The sequence below is a fragment of the Marinobacter sp. NP-4(2019) genome, assembly GCF_003994855.1.
Lineage (GTDB): Bacteria > Pseudomonadota > Gammaproteobacteria > Pseudomonadales > Oleiphilaceae > Marinobacter.
Genome location: NZ_CP034142.1, coordinates 617749 through 639483 on the forward strand (window position 1 = coordinate 617749; position 21735 = coordinate 639483).

Here is a 21735-nt window from a genome sequence, read left to right on the forward strand (position 1 = left end):
TCGCGCCCATGAGCGCGGTGTGGTCGTAAATGTTGGGGGGGGGGGGTTACCAGAGTTTTTCGTAAAGCTGGACGATCTCTTCAGCCGTCGGCACCTTTGGATTATTTCCCGGCGAGCCTGATTGCAGCGCCTGCTCTGCCATCGTTGGCATCAGATCAAAGAATTCGTTTCGGTCAATGCCAAACATCTCCGGAGTGGGTACCTGCAGTTCATCGTTGAGTGCATGCAGTTCATCCAGCAACTTTTGGTTCGCACGCTCCGTACTATCGGATTGTTGAGCGACACCCATTGCGCGAGCACAATCGGCGTAACGCTCTTCCGCTGCCGGAATCGAGAACTCCGTCACGGCCGGAAGCAGCATGGCATTAGAGAGACCGTGGGGAACGTGAAAAGCGGCGCCGATGGGCCGGCTCATACCATGAACCAGGGCAACGGACGCGTTCGAGAACGCCACACCGGCCAAAGTGGATCCCAGCATCATGGCTTCTCGGGCCTCCTGATCTGCGCCGTTCTTATAGGCCCGGCGGAGATTCGGACCAATCAGACGCATGGCGGACAGCGCCTGGCTGTCGCTGTAGGGGCTTGCCTTGCGGCTGACATAGGCCTCCATGGCATGAGTCAGCGCATCGATACCCGTATCCGCAGTGATTCGCGGCGGCAGTGACAGTGTCAGATTGAAGTCCACCAGGGCTGCAATCGGCATAAAGCCGATGCCGACACAGAGCATCTTCTCGTCGTTGGTCTCATCCGTGATGATGGTGAATCGGGTAACTTCAGAACCGGTGCCTGCTGTGGTCGGAATCGCTATGATCGGCAGTCCGGCCTGATTAACGATCCGGGGGAACTTGTAATCCCGCATTTCGCCACCAAACTTGCCCAGAATGCCGATGGCCTTGGCGCTGTCGATAGGACTGCCTCCACCCAGTGCAATAATGCAGTCGTAACTGCCGCTACGAACACGCTCAACACCCGCCTGGATAGAACCGACTGTCGGCTCCGGCACGGTATCGTCAAGGACCTCAGCGCTCAGGTTATGCTCCGCCAGTCTGGACTGGATGATTCCGGCATATCCCAGCTCAACCATCATCTTGTCGGTGATGATCAGCGGGCGGCTGCAACCGAGGCTTTCAAGCACAGCCGGAACCTGTTCAGAGGCACCGGCACCGATTTGCATTACACGTGGAAGGATCACTTGTGTTGACATACTGGCTCCTCTTGCCATCAATTCTGTCCGGGTAGACACTCGTGTGGCCAATTTTGGGGTGCACGGGGCCGTCTGGCCCTGCTGCCCAGATTGAAAATCAAGTGCTCAGGGAGGCTCTGCTTTGGAAAAAAGCAGAGCCGCTTTTGATCAGATGTTTCCGGGGACGGGTGTCACCGCTGGCACCTCAGGCTCGGGATCACTGCTCCTGCCAGAGAATCGCGCGAAGCGGGATGCCGACCGCTGCGGTAGAACCTCCGCCCTCAGGGAGGCGAGCAGGCCATATATCGCCATAATCAGGATGAATGAGAAAGGCAGTGCTGCCACGATCGAGGCAGTCTGAAGCGCCTTGAGGCCTCCAGCCAGAAGCAGCACCGCTGCTACCGCGCCAATTGCCGCTCCCCAGAACACCCGATAGCGGGGCAGAGGGTTGGTCTCTCCCATGGAGATCAGGGTGCAGATCACCAGCGTTGCAGAATCTGATGAAGTCACGAAGTAGGTCACCAACAGGATGGCGCAGATGCACGCCATCAGGATCACCATTGCCTGGCTCTCCGTCATCAGCTCAATGGTGGCGAACAGTGCCATCGTAGTATCCTTGTTGACGGCTTCCACCACGCCGCCGTTGCCAAACAGCTCCAGGTACATTGCCGTGTTGCCAAAGATGGTAATCCAGACTGCCGCCAGCAGGGTCGGTGCGACCAGTACGCCCAGGACAAACTCACGGATAGTGCGGCCCTTGGAGATGCGAGCAATGAAGATGCCGCAGAAGGGAGCCCAGGCAATCCACCAGCCCCAATAAAACACGGTCCACCAGCCCTGCCACTCGCTCTTCGGATCCGGGTCGACCCAGAAGCCGAGTTCAACCGTGTGCACCAGATAATCGCCAAGGTTGGTCACCAGAGCGCCAAGAATATAGGCGGTCGGCCCAACCACAACAAACAGACCGAGAATCACCATGGTGAGTTTCATGTTGATCTCGCTCAGCAACCGGATGCCTTTGTGCAAACCGGACATAACGGAAATCGTTGACAACACTGAAATAATTGCGATCAGAAGAACCTGAGTGGAGACCGACACTTCAATGCCGACCAGGTAATTAAGCCCTGCGTTAATTTGCTGAGCGCCCAGGCCAAGCGAGGTAGCGATGCCGAACACGGTGCCGAATACGGCCAGCAGGTCGGCGACGTGCCCGATCGGACCATAAATCCGATCACCAAAGATCGGATACAGGCTCGAACGAATCGACAGCGGCAACCCTTTACGGTAGGCGAAATACGCTAACGTCAGACCGGCCAGAGAGAACAGTGCCCAACCGTGCAGCCCCCAATGGAAGATGGCAACACGCATGGCCACCTGTGCCGCTGCCACGGTTTTTTCCTGGCCGGCCTCAATCAAAGGCGTGCCCTGGAAATGGTAAATCGGTTCTGCAATGCTCCAGAACAGGATGCCAATACCAATCCCGGCTCCGAACAACATCGAGAACCAGGAGAAGTTACTGAACTCCGGCCTGTCGTCATCCTTGCCCAGACGAATATCACCGTACCGGCTGAAAACCAACCAGATCGAAAGCATCAGCGCCAGGCTCATGAACGCGACGTAATACCAGGCCAGGTCGGTCGCTATAAAAGCCTTGATATTGCCGTACAACGAATTGGCATACTCTGGAACAACCACGGTGAACAACACGAACGCCAACACCAGAAGCCCGGAGCCGATTGCCATTACAGGGTTGGTTCGGGCCAGTAAACCAGAACCACGGAGCATCAATTTTTTGTTATCCATCTTAACGATCCTCATTTCTTTCACGCACGACCATGACAGAGCTCTTGGCATGCCGTGTGACGTAGGCGGCAATTGCGCTGATAAGATAATCGGTTGCTTTCGGGCGGTGTGACGCCATGACAATCAGATCAGCATCGATCTTCGCTGCCATGCGCAGGATCTGCTTGTCTATTCGCCCCTGACCGACAAGTGAGCGGGAGTGAATCGACTCCGGCACTTCCCTTGCTCGCAATGTCTCCAGCGCATCCAAACCTTTATCCCGCAGCTTCTCGTCAAGACCATCGGGCAAGTGCACCGCAATTGCGGGGATTTCAGCCTCCGGCACCACGGTCATCAGGCAAAGGGTCGCCTGATCGTTGCTGGCTAGGTCTATCGCCGCTGGCAGAGCCGAGCGCCAGGTACTCTCAAGTGCTGGGTCCAGCGGCACCAGAATCGTTTTGAACTTGTTTGTCATGCTTCGTCCTCGATGTTTTGTTGTTATCTGTAAGGCAACAGGAAGTCGCGCCATCGAGCGGCGTCAACTCGAAGTGGGGCTATTGTTAGCCGAAACACCTGAGGTTTTGAATCAATAAAAACCGCCCCTCAGACCAAAGTTTTTTTATGGGTAGGCGGGGAGCGAACAGCCATAAAAAAAATGGGGTCTGAGGCCCATTTTTTATTGCTGGTTCGCAGTCAGTCTTTGTCTCTAATATCTGGGCAATCGAAACAACCGGTCGCAACGCTGGCTGGTCAGTGGTTTCGGTGACGTTTACCTATACCAACAAGATCACGCCCAACGCGGTGCCTTCGATAGCAAAACGTTGGAACAAGAATCAGAGGGAAAGACTGCAATGAATAACGAGACCCAATTACCCCTTGAAGGTGTTCGCGTCGTCGATTTTGGCCAGCAGATCGCAGGCCCGGCCGTCGCTATGGTGTTGGCCGATTTTGGCGCCACCGTCGTTCACGTAGATCCGCTGGAAGGCCCGCAGTGGGATAATCCCGCAAATGCTGTTCTTAACCGTAATAAAAGCTGCATCCGGCTTGACCTGAAACAGCAGGACGATCTGTCAAAGGCATTGGCACTGATTGCCGAGGCAGACATCGTTGTAGAGAGTTTCCGGCCGGGTGTCATGAAAAAGCTTGGCGTCGACTTCCAGCAGCTACGGGAGGAGCGTCCTGATCTGATCACGCTGTCTGTGCCGGGCTTCGCCAGCAACGACTCACTGCGCCGGGAATGGAAAGCCACAGAGGCGGTTGTCGCAGCTTCCTGCGGTGCCTTTACCGACATGGGGTTCAACCGGGTCCTGATGGGCATCAATCCCAGCTTTTCGCCCCTGCCTCTGGGATCGTCCTATGCCATTTCCCTGGCGGCAAGTTCCATAGCACTCGCTTTGTTCGAGCGTGAAAAGACTGGCCGCGGAGACAGCATTGAGGTTCCTGTGGCCGCTGCACTTATGGAGGGACTGTCTTATAACTCCTACGTCGTTGAGGGTCTTCCCGAACGTTACAAAACGATGCGGGAGCACGAAATCGAGCACCGCAAGGCCAACAACATTCCGATGGATCTGAGCTATGATGACCTTCAGGAATATCTCGATCCGTTTTTCCGTACCTACGAATGTTCCGACGGCCGAATGTTCTACTGTGTGTGTCCATCCCACCGGAATCATGCCAAGCGCTGTCTGCAACTGCTCGGGATATACGATGAGCTGCTTGCCGAAGGCCTGCCCGATGTAAAAGACTTGCATATGCCCATCTCCGAGTGGGATGGCGAGACTTCCATCGGAGTCTATCCGTTGCCCAGGAAGTGGGCTGACATCATCTCAACTAAGATGAAAAAAGCATTCCTGACGCGCACCTCCGAGGAGTGGGGTCAATTATTTGGTGAGGGGCAGATCCCCGGTGCGCCCCACCGTACCACCCAGGAATGGGTGAACAGTGAACATACCAACACCGCAGGCCTGATTATCGAAGTGGAGGATCCGGAGTTCGGTCGAATGAAGCAACCCGGACCGATCGCCTGGCTGGAGGATATCGGCGCCGATATGCTGAGTCCGCGTCCGCGAAGAAACGTTAGCTACGATGAAGCCCTTGCTGAGCTGAAAACTGTTGCGGCGGCAGAAAACGTTACCCGTCCAACGGGCACAAACATTGGGCCGGTCAGTAACAAAGGTTGGCTGGAAGGGGTACGAATTCTGGACCTGACCAACGTCATTGCCGGCCCTCATTCAACAGCATTCCTCAGCCGCTTCGGTGCCGAAGTGATCAAGGTCGATCCCATTACGCCGTTGTATGATCCGCTTATCGGAACCCTTTTCACTTTCCAGACCGGTGTCAACAAACAAAGTGCGTTGATCGACATCATGAGTGAAGAAGGCCGGGAGGCTTTCAATCGTCTGGTCCGAACCGTGGATATGGTTGTGATCAACGCGCCAGAACGTCAGATCAAAACACTGGGCCTGGATCATGAAACCCTTCAAAGCGTTAATCCCGGCGTTCTATTCTGCCGCTTGGACTGCCTGGGAGGCCCCGTTCGTGGTCCCAAAACCGATTACATCGGATACGATGACATCGTCCAGGCCAACAGTGGCATCATGAGCCGCTTTGGCGGACCAGCCACGCCGGAGGAGCATGCGCACCTTGGCACGCTCGACGTGAACTGTGGTTTTGCAGCCGGGCTGGCCATGTCAGTGGCGTTGTATCGCAAACACAAAACCGGCGAGGTCTCCAGGGCACGGACTTCCCTGTCCGCTGTTACTAACTTCGCGCAAGCACCCTTTGCGTTCGACTACGAGGGACGGGCACCGTTTAACGAACCCTCCGGCCGTCAGGTGTTGGGCAACCATGAGCTGTCGCACTTCTACCCAACGCGCGAAGGCTGGATCTTCCTGGATTCGAGCCGGGAGGAGTTGTCGAAACTGGAGGAGGTTGAGGGACTCTGTGGCATTTCACAGGCAGTGGACATTCCAGCATTTCTGACGGCTGCCTTTGCCAAGGCACCGGCCAGTTACTGGGCAGATCAGCTTCAGGCTGCGGATATTGCAGCTGCGGTTCCCATGTCTATCGAGAGCCTGCGAGCACAATACAGTCGCGAGGCTGATGGCACACCGGGCACAACTCTCGGCAGCTATGCTTTCTCGATCTTCCGGGATCATCCGAGTGGCCACTGCATTACGCAAGTAGATCATTATTCGATCCGACCCTCCGAAGCGATGATCCGGGCCTTCCGGCCTGCCGAGCGGTTTGGCCATTCAACGCGGGAGGTATTGGCGAGTGTAGGTTACAGCGACAATGAAATAGACGGCTTGATCGAGCGAGAGATAGCAGGCACCGGCTGGGGTAAGGAGTACCTGCCAAGCTAAGGCAAGACCTATTGCGCGGAAAATGACCTCATAGGCGACTTCGGAAACACCGGAGTCGCCCTGACTTGAGAAGACACCATGTCAGGGTTAGCAGGGAATTTTTTATTCAGTCTCAGCGCCTGTTCTTCCATTTGGCCTGGAAAACCGGGCCTGGACTCAGATCGCCTTGTGAGCGATCTTCGGGGCTTCGCCCCGCCTTCGCTTTGCTGCGGCGCCCAAATCGCTTTCGCGATTTGTATTCGGTCGCTTAGCAACCTCACCCCTATGGGGCCGTCGTCACTACGTTCCGACGTTCCCTCCGCCTGAGTTGCAGGCTCCGGGTCGAACGCAGGTTCTCACCAGGGCTGGGATGGTTCAGGCAGTTAGGTCATTTGTTAGCCCTTCAAGAAGAACCTTTTTAAACCATCAGTTGCACTATTTACGCCTATTGTGGGCACAGGGTTGTCTGGTAAACGTTGTCCGGAATCTACCAATTTTACCGCTGCCCTGTGCCCATATTCATGTACCCTATGTGACCAATCCTTGACAGGCAACACACGAAATTTTGTTTGGTTTAGGGTGACTTAAATCGGACAGTTTGGCCTACTGCTCACCAGATATAGGAACAAAGTCTACGGTTATAGTTGGTGTTTCAGCCAGGTGACGGCAGCGTCAGTGATCTTACTCAGCCTGGCTGGATAACTGGCTTTCAATCTGGTCCCTGATTTTCTCCATCGCAGGAAGGTATTTTTTGGCGGCCTCGTCAATAGACATCGCCTCTGCAATGTAAACAAGGTTCAGGCAGGCCAGCACCTCTTCTCCAGATCGGATAGGGATGGCTATGGAGGCAATTCTTTCCTCCTCGGTCCAGTTCATAAAGTTTTCACCGAAGCCCTTGCGTCGGGTGCGACGGATCAGGTTATCCACGGTCTGGGGATCTCTTGCGATCTCTCCTTCCCGGTCATCACGGCTGGCTAACAAGGCGATGAGTTCCTTTTGTTCCTTCTCTGGACAGAAGGCGATATAAGCCAGCCCCAGGGCTGTCTCCAGAATGGGAAGTCGTCGACCAACCATTGAACGGTGAAATGAAAGCCGGCTGAACCGGTGTGTGGTTTCCCGGATGATCATCGCATCCACATCCAATGTGCCAAGATCGGTAGGCCACAGCACTTCATTGAGCAGTTTCCCCAGTAACGGAGCCGCAACGGCGGATATCCAGTGTTCATCCCTGAAGCCCTCGCTCAGTTCCCGCACCCGCATGGTCAGTCGATAGGTGTCATCGGACGGGCTACGGCGAACATAACCCTCGCTTTGTAATGTCTCCAGCAGTCGCCGCACGGTTGTCCGGTGTATGCCTGTCATTTCTGACAGTCGCGCCGGTGTAGCACCCACCGGTTCTCGGTTCAGGGCGTTGAGCAAGGCCAGTCCCCGGGTTAGACCGCGGACCGTTTTGTAGCTGGCAGTTGATCTCGGTTCCATTCGAATTTGACCTGATGGGCCGGTGCACTATGTGCACTAAGCCTCTGGTTTTCGTTGAGGGCAGTTCAGACTGATTTTTATACTGCTTGCGACAATGACAAATGACAATTTTAGCCTAACTCAGCGAGCAAACCCGGACCTCGGGCTGGGTCGCCAAATCCAGAGCTCTCGGGCTTCTGCTTAGCAAGGTGTTCTTATGAATAGTTTCCAAAAAACAAGCAAGGTTTCTCCCGATTATACCGGCAAAGTGGCCATTCTGGGTGCCGGTCCCGTTGGTCTGACCATCGCCAACTATCTCGGCCAGGCCGGGGTGGAGGTCGTGGTGATTGAAAAGCTCGACGAGCTGATCGATTACCCCCGGGCCATTGGTATCGACGATGAGTCACTGCGCACTATTCAGTCCATCGGGCTGATTGATGACGTGCTGCCTCATACCACACCTTACCATGCCATGAGGTTCCTGACGCCGAAGGGGCGCTGTTTCGCGGATATTCAGCCGATGACCGACGAGTTCGGTTGGTCCCGAAGGAATGCGTTTATCCAGCCGCAGGTGGATGCGGTACTGCATCGCGGCCTGAGTCGGTTTGAAAATGTGCAGGTCCTGTTCTCGCGGGATGTCCAGGAGTTTGAGCAGGATGCCGACGGCGTAACGCTTGTCGCTGACGGTCCCGAAGGCAAGAAAGAATCGATTCGAGCCGATTACCTGATTGCCTGTGATGGCGGTAATAGTTATGTGCGCCGCACCCTGGGCATCAGTTTCGACGGCAAAACCGCTCCGAACCAGTGGATCGTGGTGGATATCGCAAACGATCCCCTGTCAACGCCAAACGTTTATCTGTGCGCCGATCCGGAGCGGCCCTATGTATCTGCAGCGTTGCCCCACGCTACCCGTCGCTTTGAATTTATGGTGATGCCGGGTGAAACGGAAGAGCAGCTCAGTAAACCGGAAAACATGCGTGAACTGTTGCGCAAGGTCATCCCGAACCCCGACAACGTTGAGCTGATCAGAAGCCGCGTATACACCCATAACGCTCGCCTTGCCGGGCAGTTCCGTAAGGACAGAATTCTGCTGGCAGGTGATGCGGCCCATATCATGCCGGTCTGGCAGGGCCAGGGTTACAACAGTGGTATGCGGGATGCCTTCAACCTGGCGTGGAAGCTGTCGCTGGTGGTCCAGGGCAAGGCCGGCCCCGAGCTGCTCGACACGTATGAGATCGAGCGTAGGGATCATGCCAAGGCGATGATTGATCTGTCAGTCATGGCGGGTCATGTGCTGGCTCCTCCGAAGCGTTGGCAGGGGGCACTGCGTGACGGGTTGTCCTGGATGATGGGGTATATCCCTCCGGTAAAGCGATATTTCCTTGAAATGCGATTCAAGCCGATGCCCAAGTATGAGAACGGCGCCCAGGTGGAAGTTAAGAAGGGTGTCAAGGATTCCCCGGTGGGCAAGATGTTTATCCAGCCCCGGGTTTTGCGTGAGTCCGGCGAGGAAGGCTTGTTGGATGATGTTATCGGCGATGGTTTTGCGGTTATTGCCTGGGGTGCTGACCCTACCTGGGGGCTGACCCGGGAGCAGGTGGAAGCCTGGAAGGCCCTGGGAACCCGCTTTATCCAGGTAGTGCCCGATGTTCAGCTGCGTTGCCCCAGTGATGTCTCTGACGAGGTGATTCGTATCGGTGACACCCAGGGTCGACTCAAGGAATGGTTTGGCCGGTTCCCCGCTTCGGTGGCCGTATTGCGGCCGGATCGTTTCGTAGGCGCGGTAGCGATCCCCCAGACACTGGGCGATGTGACCGACGAATACCTGAGTGTGCTCAAGGCATTGCCGCAACATGCGAAAAGCACCGATCAGGCTCCCAATAGCGAGGTGGCCTGATATGTCGGCACTTTTGCAGTGCTTGTCTCACACTCCCCTGGTGGGCTTTGTTGATCCGGAACAGTCCGTACTCGACGAGGTCAGCGGTGTGGTGGCAACGGCGCGGGAACAGATTGCAGAATTCGATCCTGAACTGGTGATTCTGTTCGCTCCGGATCATTACAACGGATTCTTCTACGACATCATGCCGCCGTTCTGTATTGGCACCCGTGCCTACGCCATCGGTGACTTCGGCTCTGCCGCGGGAGAACTGTCGGTGCCGGGTGATCTGGCAGAGGCTGCTATACAGTTTGTGATGGATGCCGGGGTGGATGTGGCCCTGTCTCACAAGATGCAGGTGGACCATGGGTTTGCGCAGCCTCTTGAGTTTCTTCTGGGCGGCCTGGACAGGGTTCCGGTGATTCCGGTGTTTATCAACTCGGTGGCCGTGCCGTTGCCGCCGTTCGAGCGCGCACGCCTGCTGGGTGATGCCCTGGGTCGCTACGCAGCGTCATTGAACAAACGGGTGCTGATCATTGGTTCCGGTGGTCTGTCCCACCAGCCGCCAGTACCGGAGTTGGCAACGGCCAATGACCACATGAAAGACCGCCTGCTGGGCAGTGGCCGGGATCTTCCGGCGGATGAGCGGGAAGCCCGTACCAAACGGGTCATCGAGGCTGCCCGTCGTTTTACTGAAGATCAGAACACACTTCATCCGCTGAATCCGGAGTGGGATCAGTGGTTCCTCAACCTTCTGGGGGCGAATCGCACGTCCGAACTGGATTCGGTGAGCAATCAGGAGGTTTCCGAGAAGGCCGGCAAGTCCACCCACGAGGTCAAGGCCTGGGTAGCGGCAGCCGCCGCCATGGCCGCTATTGGTCCTTACCGTGAAAGCGCACGTTACTACCGCCCGATTCCCGAGTGGATTGCAGGATTCGGAGCGCTTAGCGCCACGACGGTGTAAGGCACGGTCAAGCGGCGACACATACCAGATACGAGGTGAGTAAACATGACTCAGCAATGGACCGAAGAAGGCACCAGTAAATTTGTATCCATCAGGGAAGGCGATGCCGACCTGAACATCCACTACAACGACACCGAATCAGGTGAAGAAGTTGTGGTGATGCTGCACGGCTCCGGGCCGGGCGCCAGTGGTTGGGCCAACTTCAACCGCAATATCCAGCCACTGACCGAGGCCGGCTATCGGGTGATCCTGATGGACAGCCCGGGCTGGAGCAAGAGTGACACCATCGTCAACGACGGCTCCCGTTCACATCTCAATGCCCGCGTTCTGAAGGGGCTGGTAGATGCTCTGGATCTGAACAGGATTCACATCATCGGTAACTCCATGGGTGGTCACAGTGCGGTGGCGTTTGCACTGGAGTACCCGGAGCACGTGGACAAGCTGATCCTAATGGGGGGCGGTACCGGTGGTGGCAGTCTGTTCACGCCCATGCCGGCAGAGGGCATCAAGCGTATCGGCAAGCTGTACCGTGATCCGACCATGGAAAACCTCAAGGAGATGATGGACATCTTCGTGTTCGATACCAGCAATCTGACCGAAGAGCTGTTCCAGGCGCGCCTGGACAACATCCTGGCCCGCAGGGATCACCTGGAGAACTTTGTGAAGAGCTCTCAGGCCAACCCCAAGCAATTCCCGGATGTGGGACACCGACTGGGCGAGATCGCCAATGAGACCCTGATCGTCTGGGGCCGCGATGATCGCTTCGTACCCATGGACACCGGAATTCGTCTGGTCAACGGACTTCAGCGTGCCGAACTCCACATCTTCAACCGATGCGGCCACTGGGTGCAGTGGGAATACGCCGACAAGTTCAATCGTATGGTTCTGGATTTCCTCAAGCACGGTATCTGAGGTGCCGGAATTCCATTCACTGAAGGTATTGTCCACCGGGGAACACTATGACTATTGATAGCAAAGGTCTGGAGGTAATGGCCGAGTCTCTTCGAATGGCCGAGCAGACCGGCGAGCCGATCGCCCCAATGCGTGAGCGCATTGGCGAAGACAACGCCGAAGCAGCCTATCAGATCCAGCGGCTAAACGTGGCCCACGCCTGCGCCAACGGGGCACGCGTGGTTGGGCGCAAGATCGGCCTGACCAATCCTAAAGTTCAGGCTCAGTTGGGTGTGAATCAGCCGGATTTTGGCACCCTGTATGCCGATATGGCCTACGGCGATAACGAAGAAGTCCCGATTGACCGGGTGCTGCAGCCGAAAGTGGAGGCGGAGATCGCCCTGGTGCTAGCTGATGATCTCCCCCGGGAAGACACCGGGCTGGCTGACCTGGTAGCTGCGGTGGACTGGGTCATGCCCGCCCTGGAAATTGTCGGCAGTCGGGTAGAGAACTGGAACATCCGTTTTGTGGACACCGTGGCGGATAACGCCTCCAGTGGTTGCTTTGTATTGGGTGGCCCGGCGCGCCGTATTGACGGCGTGGATTTGCGTAAGGCAGCCATGAGCATGACCCGTAATGGCGACGAAGTGTCTGCCGGCGACGGTTCTGAGTGTCTGGGCAACCCGCTCAACGCTGCCGTCTGGCTGGCGCGCAAAATGGCCACCCTGGGCGAGCCATTGCGTAAAGGCGACATCATTTTGACCGGCGCGCTGGGGCCTATGTCGCCCGTGGCTGCCGGTGACCGGTTTGAGGCCGTGATTGAAGGCATTGGCCAGGTGGGCGTGTCGTTCAGTGTTGAATAAAGCCCACTGGATATTCTGAGGAAACGAGTTATGAGCAAGAAAATCAAAGCCGCGATCATCGGCTCTGGCAACATCGGTACCGACCTGATGATCAAGATCCTGCGCAATGGCCAGAACATTGAGATGGGCGCCATGGTAGGTATCGACCCGGAATCCGACGGCCTGGCCCGTGCCAGACGCATGGGCGTGGCCACCACCCACGAGGGTGTGGATGGCCTGGTGAAGATGCCGGAGTTTGCCGACATTGATGTTGTGTTTGACGCCACCTCCGCTGGCGCTCACAGGCACAACGAAGTGTTCCTGCGGGGCCACAAGGAAAGCATCAAGATCGTTGATCTGACGCCTGCTGCGATTGGCCCGTATTGTGTGCCGGTGGTCAACCTGGAGCAGAACCTGCAGGAAGGCAACGTGAACATGGTCACCTGCGGTGGCCAGGCCACCATTCCAATGGTGGCAGCGGTGTCACGAATCGCGAAGGTACATTACGCCGAAATCGTCGCCTCGATTTCCAGCAAATCCGCTGGCCCGGGTACCCGTGCCAACATCGACGAGTTCACCGAAACCACCTCCAAAGCCATCGAGGTGGTCGGTGGTGCCCGCAAGGGCAAGGCTATCATCATTCTCAACCCGGCTGAGCCGCCACTGCTGATGCGGGACACCGTCTACGTGCTGTCCGACGCTGCCGACAAGGCCGAAGTTGAAAAGTCTGTAGAGGAGATGGCCGCTGCTGTACAGAGTTACGTTCCGGGTTACCGCCTGAAGCAGAAGGTGCAGTTTGACGAGATCCCGGAAGATCGGCCCATCAACGTACCGGGGCTTGGTCATTTCAGCGGACTGAAAACCTCCGTGTTCCTGGAAGTGGAAGGCGCAGCCCATTACCTTCCGGCCTATGCCGGCAACCTCGACATCATGACCTCCGCAGCTCTTGGTACTGCCGAGCGCATCGCCGAGTCACTGATCAACTGAGGAGTCTGACAAATGACCTTTAACCCTGGCAAGAAACTCACCATCTCCGATGTGACTTTGCGAGACGGCAGCCATGCCGTTCGCCATCAGTACTCCATCAAGAACGTGCAGGACATCGCGCGGGCGCTGGATCAGGCCAAAGTCGACAGCATCGAAGTGGCCCATGGCGATGGCCTGCAGGGCTCCAGCTTCAACTACGGTTTTGGTGCCCACACCGACCTGGAGTGGATCGAGGCGGTCGCGGAAGTCATCGAGCACGCGCGGATCGCAACCTTGCTGCTGCCCGGTATCGGCACTGTCCAGGACTTGGACAACGCCTACAACGCCGGTGCACGCATCGTGCGCGTGGCAACCCACTGCACCGAAGCGGACGTCTCCAGACAGCACATTGAACACGCCCGCAAACTGGGCATGGACACCGTGGGCTTCCTGATGATGAGCCACATGCAGACTCCGCAAGGTCTGGCTGAGCAGGCGAAGCTGATGGAAAGCTATGGCGCCACCTGTATCTACGTGGTGGACTCCGGTGGCGCGATGAACATGAATGATATCCGTGATCGTTTCCGGGCGGTGAAAGACGTGCTGGATCCTAGAACCGAAACCGGTATCCATGCCCACCACAACCTGGCGTTGGGTGTGGCCAATTCCATCGTCGCGGTAGAAGAAGGGTGTGACCGTGTTGACGCGTCCCTGGCAGGCCAGGGCGCTGGCGCCGGTAACGCTCCGTTGGAGGTGTGCGTTGCGGCCTTTGACAAGCTGGGCTGGGAGCACGGCACTGACCTGTACAAGCTGATGGATGCTGCTGATGACATCGTACGACCGCTGCAGGATCGCCCGGTGCGTGTGGATCGTGAAACCCTGGCCTTGGGCTACGCCGGTGTTTACTCCAGCTTCCTGCGCCACTCCGAGGTGGCCGCACAGAAATACGGCCTGAAAACCGTGGATATTCTGGTGGAGCTTGGCCGACGCCGCATGGTGGGTGGCCAGGAAGACATGATTGTGGATGTTGCGTTGGACCTGCTGAAGCAGATCGAGAAGTAGGTAAGAGGCGTTGTTGTGACTCCTCGTTTGGCCAGTTGGACATGTCCAACTGGCCCTTTTTTTGTCCACAGGAAAGGTTGTGCATCAGGTGCACATAGCAAGTGATTTTTATTGAGCCTGACTTTTGTCAGTTCCTATACTGCAGACAGCAAAGGATAGGGATATACACGTATTTAGCAGGTTACGGAAAAAGAATTTCCGTTGCCTTGATGAAGGTCAAATTGGGAGCGCCATGCTGGCCTGAAAAGACAATCAATACTGAATTTCTATACTCGGTGAACATTATGACAATAACATTACCTTCCATAAAAACCGCCGCCAACATACTGTGCGGAGTCGTACTTGCAGCAACCCTCGTTTCAGGCGTATCAGCCAGGGAGCTTCGTTTAGCTTCCGGTTTGCCGCCCCTTCATCCTGCCCATGATCCTCTGTATACCGATTTCCAGGAGCTGTTGCCGGAGTACTCGAACGGCAACCTGAGTGGTCGTCTGTTCGGCACAGAAATTACCACTCTGGGCAATATGCGGGCTGCAATTCTTAGCGGTATGGTGGAAGTCGGTCTTTTCTTGCCATCTTATTTCCCGGCAGACCTGCCGAATTTCAATCTGGTGGGTGATTTGTCCATGATGGGACACCGCAATCCCCAGGTGACCGCGGCCGCGATGACGGAATACGTTGTTACCTGTGATGATTGCCAAAGCGAATTCAAGAAACTGGGTGTGGTCTACACCAACTCCCACGCCAACCCCTACAGCCTCCTGACGACAGCTCCCGTGACCAAGCCGGAAGACCTGGAAGGACTGCGCCTGCGTACCGCAACACCGCAACATGCGCGTTGGGTCGAGGCCATGGGTGGCAAAGCGGTCACCATGACCACCGGTGAGGCGTTCGAGGCGTTGTCCCAGCGTGTCATTGACGGCACGGTGACGTCTATCTCTGATGTGATTTCCTTCAATCTGGGCGAAGTCATCTCGCACATCACCCTGTTGGACATGGGTACTTTCCATTCTCTGGCCAATCATTCCGTCAAGAACAACGTCTGGCAAGGTCTGTCAGTGGATGATCGCGAGGCTTTGATGAAAGCGTCAATCGTAGCCAACGTGAGGACCACTGCTCGCTGGGTGGAAATGGTTGAAGAAGGTAAGTCTGTTGCCCGTGAGAATGGCCTGAAAATTATTGAGCCTTCCGAAACGCTGATTGCCAGTACCGATGAGTTCAAGACGCAGGATCTCGTGACTGCGGCCGCCAGCTCGGAAGAGCGTTTCGATATTGTCGGAGCGGAAGAAAAGATTGCCCGTTTCGACGCTCTGCTTAATAAGTGGGAACGGCTGATCGCGGAGTCCGAAGGCAGTGAAGAGGCCATTGTGGCGCTGTACGAATCGGAAATCCTCTCCAAGGTCGACCCGACAACATACGGCCTGTAAACCACTCCCGGGCGGCCATCATCGCGGTGGCCTTGATTCCAAAGTGAGGTTAAGAGCGTTATGAACACTCTATTCCGATTAGTGGAAAAGCTCACAGGGTTCCTGTCGTACTTCGGCATGATCGGCATTCTGGCCATGATGGTCCATATCTGTGCCGACGTGATTGCCCGCACGGTGTTCGAAGTATCGGTGCCGGCCACCCTGGAGATGGTCACCCGCTATTACATGCTCATGCTGGTTCTGTTACCGCTGGCGTGGGTCGAAAGTAAGCGTTTGATGATTGTTGTTGAGGCATTTTCCAGCGTGTTCGGCAAGCTTGGTTTGCGCGTGGTGGATGTGCTGGTGGCTATTGCCTGCATTGGTGTTTACTCGGTGCTGGCGGTTAGCACCTGGGACAAGGCCATGGAGCAGTTCGATGTGGGTGCCTACATCGTAGCGCTGGATACCCAGATCATTGTTTGGCCGGGTTATTTCGCTTTGCCTTTCGGATTCGGGTTGGCTGCGCTGGTCTGCCTGGCACGTATACCGCTTCTGTTGTTCCCGCAATCGGCTCCTGACGCCGCGTAGGTATTTCGCTATGTCTCTCGAAACAGGTCTGATCGGTCTTGGCATTCTGCTGGCCCTGCTGATTTTACGGGTTCCGGTGGCGATTGCCCTTATTGGTGTATCGCTTGGTGGTATCGGAGCCATGATGGGGGTGGACGTGGCGGTCAGTATGCTGGCGTCCAAACCTTATGACTTCCTGTCCAAGTGGACGCTCAGCGCGGTGCCCATGTTCCTGCTGATGGGCTTCATCAGTTATCACACCGGGCTGACAGCGGGACTGTTTAACGCCGCCAAAGTGGTGTTCCGTTGGCTGCCGGGCGGTCTGGCTATATCCAGTGTTTTCGCCAGTTCCGGTTTCGCCGCGGTTTCCGGTTCTAGCGTGGCGTGTGCTGCGGCCATGGGCAAGATCGCCATTCCTGAAATGGTGCGTTCCGGCTATAAGCCCAGTTTTGCCTGCGGCACTATCGCGGCCGGCGGCACCATCGGTGCGCTGATTCCTCCCAGCATTCTGATGATTATCTACGGTACCTTCACCCAGACCTCGATTACCAATGTCTTCCTGGGTGGTATTGTGATCGGGCTGGTCACCGCCGTGGCTTACAGCCTGGTTATTCTGCTGGTGAGTTTTTTCCGACCGGATATCGTGCCCCGGCATGAAAAAGGTGCACTGGACTACACGGCTGCCCAGGCTATCCGTGAAATCTGGCCGGTGCTTGTGCTTGGCGCGATTATCTTTGGCGGAATGTTCTCCGGTGTCTTCACCGCAACCGAAGCCGGGGCCATCGGCGCGGGCGGCGCCATCATCATTTCCCTGCTGTTGCGCCGGCTGGACCTGGGTATCTTCAAAACAGCGCTGCTGGAGACGCTGGCCACCACATCGTCGCTGCTGATCATCGGTATCGGTGCCAGCATGTTTACCGTGTTCCTCAGTCTCAGCGGCGTGTCAGGCGCCGTTGGGGATTTGCTGGCCGACTGGGAGCTGAGTTTCCTGCAGCTGATGCTGATGATTGTCGTGGTCTACCTGGTATTGGGGCTTTTCATGGAACCGTTCGGCGCCATGCTTATTACCCTGCCTATCTTTCTGCCAATTCTGGACAGCTTTCAGGTATCGCTGATCTGGTTTGGCGTCCTGGTGGTCAAGCTTCTGGAAATCGGCATGATCACTCCACCGGTGGGTATGAACATTTTCGTGATTCGTGGCGTTGCTGCGAAATATGCGTCACTGGTCGATATCTTCCGGGGTGTCACCCTGTTTCTGGTGGCGGACCTGTTTATTGTTGCGCTGATGGTACTTGCGCCGGAGTTCGTGATGATCCTCAGTGGCTAACCTTCCGGGCCTCCGCTAGCCGGCTGTCTGCCCGTCATACCAACTCACATGATGCACTTAAAAAGAGGAGGGATTGCTCCAGGGTAGCCTTTACCACTCTTGATTATAAAAACAAATCAAACACTCAGTCATGATAAATAAAATGGATGAAATCCTATGAAACAGTATTTTCAGTCCAAAGCTATGTTCCGTGGCGCCATTAGTTTGTCTCTGATGGCCGTTAGTATGAATTCCACTGCACTGGATTTTGAGGCAGCTGGCACCAAGGCAAGCCTTTACGGTTATGCCGAGCTCAACATGATCTACGATGTGGATGCCAACCTTGGGCCGTTGCTGGTTCCGCAAAACGTAGGTCTGGACACTCAGGCGGTGGCCGAAGGGCATTTCCAGGCAGATGCCAGTGAATCCCGCATTGGGCTGTCTACTGTGACCCCGATGGAACACGGGGGTGATCTGAAAGTCGTGGTTGAAGGCGACTTCTTTGGTACAGGTAATTTGCGGTTGCGTAAAGCCTACGGTGAATGGAACGGCATTCTGGCCGGTCAGACCTTCACCAATTTCCCGGGTTTTACCGGTATCTACCCCACTGTTGATTTCCGCGTACCGGTCGGTTCGTCCACCGCTCGCCAGGCGCAGCTACGCTATACCACCGGCAATCTCTCAATGGCTCTGGAAGATGGGGGTAACCTTGGCGGCAGTGTCGCCAGCGAAGTTAATGTTGCTAATGGCACGCCGACGACCGCTGCCAGTGCCAAAGACTCTCTTCCGGACGTTACGATTCGCTACGGGTCCCGAGGACCGACCAGCTATCATGCGTCTGTTGTGTTGCGTCAGCTCGCAGTAGACACCGGAACTGATGATGACTCGGCGTTTGGATGGGGGGCGTCTTTCGGTATTGCTCAGGCTTTGACCGACACGCTGACTGTCCGGGCGAGTGTTGTGCATGGTGATGGTTTGGGTGGATACCTGAACCGCAACCCGGGCGCGCCAGCCTATGTCGTGGGCGGTGACGTCGAGACAATCGAAGCCACGGGCGGCACCCTGGGGGCCACTCTGAAAGTCGGTCCCGGCGCAATCACTTTGGGTACGGCTATTGCCAAAGCGGACTGGGACGAAGCTGTAAAGGATGGCCTGACGGGCGCTGAAAATGCCAATGAAGAGTTTCGCTCTACCCACCTGAACTACATCTGGTCTTCGATGAAGAACATCACCTTTGGTGTAGAGGCTGCATACCACGAGCGAGAGCTCTGGAGTGGTGCTAATGGTGATGCAATCCGCTTGCAGGGCATGGCGAAGTTCAGCTTCTGAACCCCTGTACCTTCACAACGATGGTAAGAGGATTAAAACAATGAAAACTACTTTTCGACAGTTATTGTCCACCGCCGCTTTGGTGGTATTTTCCGCACTTTCGATACCCGCAAGCGGTGCCAATGCTTCTCCTAATATTCTGCTGCTGGTTGCGGACGATTTGGGCTATTCCGACATCGGCGCCTTCGGAAGCGAAATCGCGACTCCTCATATTGATTCCCTGGTGTCGCAGGGGCGCATGATCACGGACTTCTACAGTGCGCCAAGCTGCTCGCCGACCCGGGCAATGCTGCTGACTGGAAACGACCAGCACTTGGCCGGCCTCGGTTTGATGGCGGAGGTCCGTAAACGACGTTTTCCGGGTAACGTTCCTGTTCTGCCGGGCTATGAGGGGGTGCTTCGACATCAGGTTGTTACCCTGGCCCAGCTACTCAATGACGCAGGCTACAAGACCATACTCTCGGGAAAATGGCATTTGGGCAAGAGTGAAGACCTGCAACCCCAGAACCAGGGATTTGAGCAATCCTGGACCGTGCAGGAAGGTGGCTCTGCGAACTTTAAACAGGATGAAATGGGGCTTTTCCCCAATTACCCGGCAACCTTCCTGCACAATGGAGAACCGCTGGAATTGCCGGAGGACTTCAACGCCACAGAATATTATACGGACAAGCTGATCGCCTCGACGGAAGAGGCCCGCAATGAGGGGCGTCCGTTCTTTGCCCTGGCGGCCTATACAGCCCCACATTGGCCGCTGCAGGCGCCTGACCGCTACCTGGAAATGTATCGTGGCAAGTACGACGAGGGCTACCAGGCTATAGCCGATGCTCGGATTGGCCGGATGAGGGAGCTAGGGCTGTTGCCGGAGGATTTTCCGGAACGGGCGGTTCTCGACGAGTCACCGGCCTGGGAAACCCTGAGTGCGGCGGAGCAACAGCGCTCCGCCCGCGAGATGGAAGTCTATGCCGCGATGGTGACCCAGCTGGATACCGAGATAGGGCGTCTCGTGGAGCATCTGAAGCGTACCGGTCAGTACGAAGATACCTTCATCATGTTCATGTCCGACAATGGTCCTGAGTCAAAGGATTATGATCGGCGGGTGGGTGACTGGATCGCCGAAAACTTTGATAACAGCCTCGACAATCTTGGGCGGAAGAACTCGTTCGTCACTTACCCAAAGGCCTGGGCCCAAGTCAGTGCGCAGCCCTTCCGTGGTTACAAACAGACCATTCAGGAAGGTGGTATTCGGGTACCAGCGATCATCCATTATCCGGCCAAGCTGGCGCCGGGAGGTCCGAATGAAGTGTTCATGAGTGTCCGGGATGTCATGCCCACCCTATTGGAACTGGCTTCCGTCAATCCTCCGGGCATCGAGTACCAGGGTCGCTCCGTGTACCCGGTTCAGGGGCGTTCGCGCTGGTCTGCCCTGCATGATGCATCTGTCCAGGATCAGGAGGCAGGAGTGCTGGGTTGGGAAGTCGATGGTAGTGCGGCGCTGCGCAAGGGGCCCCTCAAACTGGTTTACACGGTGAAGGAAGCCGATACGGGGTGGCAGCTATACGACCTGGCGCAGGATCCGGGTGAGCGCAACAATCTGGCGGAGGAACGCCCTGCGGAACTGAGTCGCCTGCTGACGGAATGGCAGCATTACGCCCAGGTGAACAACATCGCCCTCAATGACGATCTCACACCGGCCTTGCCGTTGATTGAAACCACATCCAAGGCCGGGACAGGGCAATGAGGATCGTAGTTCCCGTTGCCCTGGTAGCGACGTTGGCAGTGTCGGCAGCCTTGTACTTCACCGTCGCCAGCGACCGTGAGGTGCCGCTGCCGTCCACCCTGTGTGAAGGCTACGCCGGGTTGCCGACATCGATCAGCGGATTGTCAGGCCATGGCATGGTCCGGCTCGACGGTGGTGAGTTTACCTTTGGGTCCGATCAGGGCTATCCCGAAGAAGCGCCCGCTTATCTGGCTCAGGTAGATGCTTTCTGGATGGACCGTCATCCGGTAACTAATGCTCAGTTCGCCAGATTTGTTGATGCAACTGGCTATCGAACCCAAGCCGAGAGGGGGTTGACCGAAGTGGAACTGGGGGACTTTCCAGCAGCCCTCGTCAAGCCCGGGTCACTCGTGTTCAGTCACTCCCCGGACGACCCAGGCTGGCGTTTTGTAGAAGGGGCCAGTTGGCGCGCTCCGGAAGGACCCGGCTCAGACATCCGGGATCGCATGCACCACCCGGTAGTGCACGTCACCCTCGCCGATAGTAAGGCCTACGCAGAGTGGGCAGGGCGCTCTTTACCCTCGGAGGCGCAATGGGAGTACGCGGCCCGAGGAGGCCGCCTTGGCGCCACCTTTGCGTGGGGTAATCTGGAGGACGGCAAGCCGGAGAACATGGCGAATGTCTGGCAGGGAAAGTTTCCGGTAATGAACCTGGCCTTGGACGGGTTCTACGGCACTTCGCCGGTGGGTTGTTTTCCAGCAAACGGCTTTGACTTGTTTGATATGGGGGGGAACGTATGGGAGCTTACCAGTACGCCTTATCGGCCGGGCCACGACGACACTTCAGTCGACAATCCTGACGGACCGGACCAAGGCTACGACCCAAGGGATCCCGGTGTTCCTGTTACCGTCATCAAGGGCGGCTCTCACCTGTGTTCGGAGGATTTCTGTTTCCGCTACCGGCCGTCGGCACGGCAGCCTCAGCCGGTGTTTCTGTCCACCTCCCACATAGGTTTTCGGACCGTCGCATCCGGGCCCTGATGAGG

Annotated in this window: 17 protein-coding genes; 13 read left to right on the forward strand and 4 right to left on the reverse strand. The window is 56.5% G+C overall.

All coding sequences use genetic code 11. From position 1 onward, the window contains the following. Positions 1 to 46: 46 nt before the first annotated feature. The 3 genes from EHN06_RS02750 to EHN06_RS02760 all read right to left on the reverse strand — a co-directional run bounded on the left by EHN06_RS02750 (position 47) and on the right by EHN06_RS02760 (position 3440). Positions 47 to 1204, reverse strand: coding sequence for an iron-containing alcohol dehydrogenase (locus EHN06_RS02750; RefSeq protein ID WP_127329974.1), 1158 nt, complete (start codon positions 1202 to 1204; stop codon positions 47 to 49). 147 nt (positions 1205 to 1351) lie between these two features. After that, positions 1352 to 2986: a BCCT family transporter gene (locus EHN06_RS02755; protein ID WP_206075716.1), complete on the reverse strand. Its 1635-nt coding sequence runs from the start codon at positions 2984 to 2986 to the stop codon at positions 1352 to 1354. 1 nt (position 2987) lies between these two features. Then, complete coding sequence (locus tag EHN06_RS02760; protein ID WP_164735578.1) at positions 2988 to 3440, reverse strand: universal stress protein; 453 nt, start codon at positions 3438 to 3440, stop codon at positions 2988 to 2990. A gap of 376 nt (positions 3441 to 3816) precedes the next feature. On the opposite strand from EHN06_RS02760, the gene EHN06_RS02765 reads away from it, so the two are divergent. After that, a complete protein-coding gene (locus tag EHN06_RS02765) occupies positions 3817 to 6330 on the forward strand; it encodes a CoA transferase (RefSeq protein ID WP_127329978.1) in 2514 nt (837 codons plus the stop codon). A 660-nt stretch (positions 6331 to 6990) separates the two neighbouring features. On the opposite strand, the gene EHN06_RS02770 is transcribed toward EHN06_RS02765, so the two are convergent. Continuing rightward, positions 6991 to 7788: a DNA-binding transcriptional regulator gene (locus EHN06_RS02770; protein WP_127329980.1), complete on the reverse strand. Its 798-nt coding sequence runs from the start codon at positions 7786 to 7788 to the stop codon at positions 6991 to 6993. A gap of 196 nt (positions 7789 to 7984) precedes the next feature. On the opposite strand from EHN06_RS02770, the gene EHN06_RS02775 reads away from it, so the two are divergent. The 12 genes from EHN06_RS02775 (at position 7985) to EHN06_RS02830 (ending at position 21730) form a co-directional block, all read left to right on the forward strand. After that, positions 7985 to 9664: a bifunctional 3-(3-hydroxy-phenyl)propionate/3-hydroxycinnamic acid hydroxylase gene (locus EHN06_RS02775; protein ID WP_127329982.1), complete on the forward strand. Its 1680-nt coding sequence runs from the start codon at positions 7985 to 7987 to the stop codon at positions 9662 to 9664. Position 9665: 1 nt separating this feature from the next. Then, entirely contained in the window at positions 9666 to 10607 is a 942-nt protein-coding gene (gene mhpB, locus EHN06_RS02780) for a 3-carboxyethylcatechol 2,3-dioxygenase (protein WP_127329984.1), read from the forward strand. A 45-nt stretch (positions 10608 to 10652) separates the two neighbouring features. Then, positions 10653 to 11519 (forward strand): alpha/beta fold hydrolase, encoded by an 867-nt coding sequence (locus tag EHN06_RS02785; protein WP_127329986.1) that lies wholly within the window; start codon positions 10653 to 10655, stop codon positions 11517 to 11519. A 47-nt stretch (positions 11520 to 11566) separates the two neighbouring features. Next, positions 11567 to 12361, forward strand: coding sequence for a 2-keto-4-pentenoate hydratase (gene mhpD / locus EHN06_RS02790; protein ID WP_127329988.1), 795 nt, complete (start codon positions 11567 to 11569; stop codon positions 12359 to 12361). A 30-nt stretch (positions 12362 to 12391) separates the two neighbouring features. Beyond that, the gene (locus EHN06_RS02795; protein WP_127329990.1) at positions 12392 to 13327 is read left to right on the forward strand and encodes an acetaldehyde dehydrogenase (acetylating); all 936 of its coding nucleotides are present in this window, start codon (positions 12392 to 12394) and stop codon (positions 13325 to 13327) included. 12 nt (positions 13328 to 13339) lie between these two features. Continuing rightward, on the forward strand, positions 13340 to 14368 hold the full coding sequence (dmpG, locus tag EHN06_RS02800; protein ID WP_127329992.1) for a 4-hydroxy-2-oxovalerate aldolase: 1029 nt from the start codon (positions 13340 to 13342) through the stop codon (positions 14366 to 14368). A 284-nt stretch (positions 14369 to 14652) separates the two neighbouring features. Further along, positions 14653 to 15792, forward strand: coding sequence for a C4-dicarboxylate TRAP transporter substrate-binding protein (locus EHN06_RS02805; protein WP_164735579.1), 1140 nt, complete (start codon positions 14653 to 14655; stop codon positions 15790 to 15792). 60 nt (positions 15793 to 15852) lie between these two features. Continuing rightward, positions 15853 to 16359, forward strand: a complete 507-nt coding sequence (locus EHN06_RS02810) for a TRAP transporter small permease (protein WP_127329996.1) — start codon at positions 15853 to 15855, stop codon at positions 16357 to 16359. A gap of 10 nt (positions 16360 to 16369) precedes the next feature. Beyond that, positions 16370 to 17665 carry a TRAP transporter large permease gene (locus EHN06_RS02815; protein WP_127329998.1) on the forward strand — a complete coding sequence of 432 codons (1296 nt, stop codon included), beginning with the start codon at positions 16370 to 16372 and terminating at the stop codon, positions 17663 to 17665. A 225-nt stretch (positions 17666 to 17890) separates the two neighbouring features. Further along, on the forward strand, positions 17891 to 18973 hold the full coding sequence (locus tag EHN06_RS02820; RefSeq protein ID WP_127330000.1) for a DcaP family trimeric outer membrane transporter: 1083 nt from the start codon (positions 17891 to 17893) through the stop codon (positions 18971 to 18973). A gap of 40 nt (positions 18974 to 19013) precedes the next feature. Further along, positions 19014 to 20711, forward strand: coding sequence for an arylsulfatase (locus EHN06_RS02825; RefSeq protein ID WP_127330002.1), 1698 nt, complete (start codon positions 19014 to 19016; stop codon positions 20709 to 20711). Then, positions 20708 to 21730: a formylglycine-generating enzyme family protein gene (locus EHN06_RS02830; protein WP_127330004.1), complete on the forward strand. Its 1023-nt coding sequence runs from the start codon at positions 20708 to 20710 to the stop codon at positions 21728 to 21730. Before EHN06_RS02825 ends, EHN06_RS02830 begins: the two co-directional genes overlap by 4 nt. Positions 21731 to 21735 lie beyond the last annotated feature (5 nt).

Excerpts from the sequence above, each read along its gene's own strand:
- EHN06_RS02775 (WP_127329982.1), top strand. The coding sequence starts at position 7,985 with ATGAATAGTTTCCAAAAAACAAGCAAGGTTTCTCCCGATTATACCGGC.
- EHN06_RS02770 (WP_127329980.1), bottom strand. The coding sequence starts at position 7,788 with ATGGAACCGAGATCAACTGCCAGCTACAAAACGGTCCGCGGTCTAACC.
- EHN06_RS02795 (WP_127329990.1), top strand. The coding sequence starts at position 12,392 with ATGAGCAAGAAAATCAAAGCCGCGATCATCGGCTCTGGCAACATCGGT.
- dmpG (WP_127329992.1), top strand. The coding sequence starts at position 13,340 with ATGACCTTTAACCCTGGCAAGAAACTCACCATCTCCGATGTGACTTTG.
- EHN06_RS02765 (WP_127329978.1), top strand. The coding sequence starts at position 3,817 with ATGAATAACGAGACCCAATTACCCCTTGAAGGTGTTCGCGTCGTCGAT.
- EHN06_RS02810 (WP_127329996.1), top strand. The coding sequence starts at position 15,853 with ATGAACACTCTATTCCGATTAGTGGAAAAGCTCACAGGGTTCCTGTCG.
- mhpD (WP_127329988.1), top strand. The coding sequence starts at position 11,567 with ATGACTATTGATAGCAAAGGTCTGGAGGTAATGGCCGAGTCTCTTCGA.
- mhpB (WP_127329984.1), top strand. The coding sequence starts at position 9,666 with ATGTCGGCACTTTTGCAGTGCTTGTCTCACACTCCCCTGGTGGGCTTT.
- EHN06_RS02830 (WP_127330004.1), top strand. The coding sequence starts at position 20,708 with ATGAGGATCGTAGTTCCCGTTGCCCTGGTAGCGACGTTGGCAGTGTCG.
- EHN06_RS02750 (WP_127329974.1), bottom strand. The coding sequence starts at position 1,204 with ATGTCAACACAAGTGATCCTTCCACGTGTAATGCAAATCGGTGCCGGT.
- EHN06_RS02760 (WP_164735578.1), bottom strand. The coding sequence starts at position 3,440 with ATGACAAACAAGTTCAAAACGATTCTGGTGCCGCTGGACCCAGCACTT.
- EHN06_RS02805 (WP_164735579.1), top strand. The coding sequence starts at position 14,653 with ATGACAATAACATTACCTTCCATAAAAACCGCCGCCAACATACTGTGC.
- EHN06_RS02785 (WP_127329986.1), top strand. The coding sequence starts at position 10,653 with ATGACTCAGCAATGGACCGAAGAAGGCACCAGTAAATTTGTATCCATC.
- EHN06_RS02820 (WP_127330000.1), top strand. The coding sequence starts at position 17,891 with ATGAATTCCACTGCACTGGATTTTGAGGCAGCTGGCACCAAGGCAAGC.
- EHN06_RS02815 (WP_127329998.1), top strand. The coding sequence starts at position 16,370 with ATGTCTCTCGAAACAGGTCTGATCGGTCTTGGCATTCTGCTGGCCCTG.
- EHN06_RS02825 (WP_127330002.1), top strand. The coding sequence starts at position 19,014 with ATGAAAACTACTTTTCGACAGTTATTGTCCACCGCCGCTTTGGTGGTA.
- EHN06_RS02755 (WP_206075716.1), bottom strand. The coding sequence starts at position 2,986 with ATGGATAACAAAAAATTGATGCTCCGTGGTTCTGGTTTACTGGCCCGA.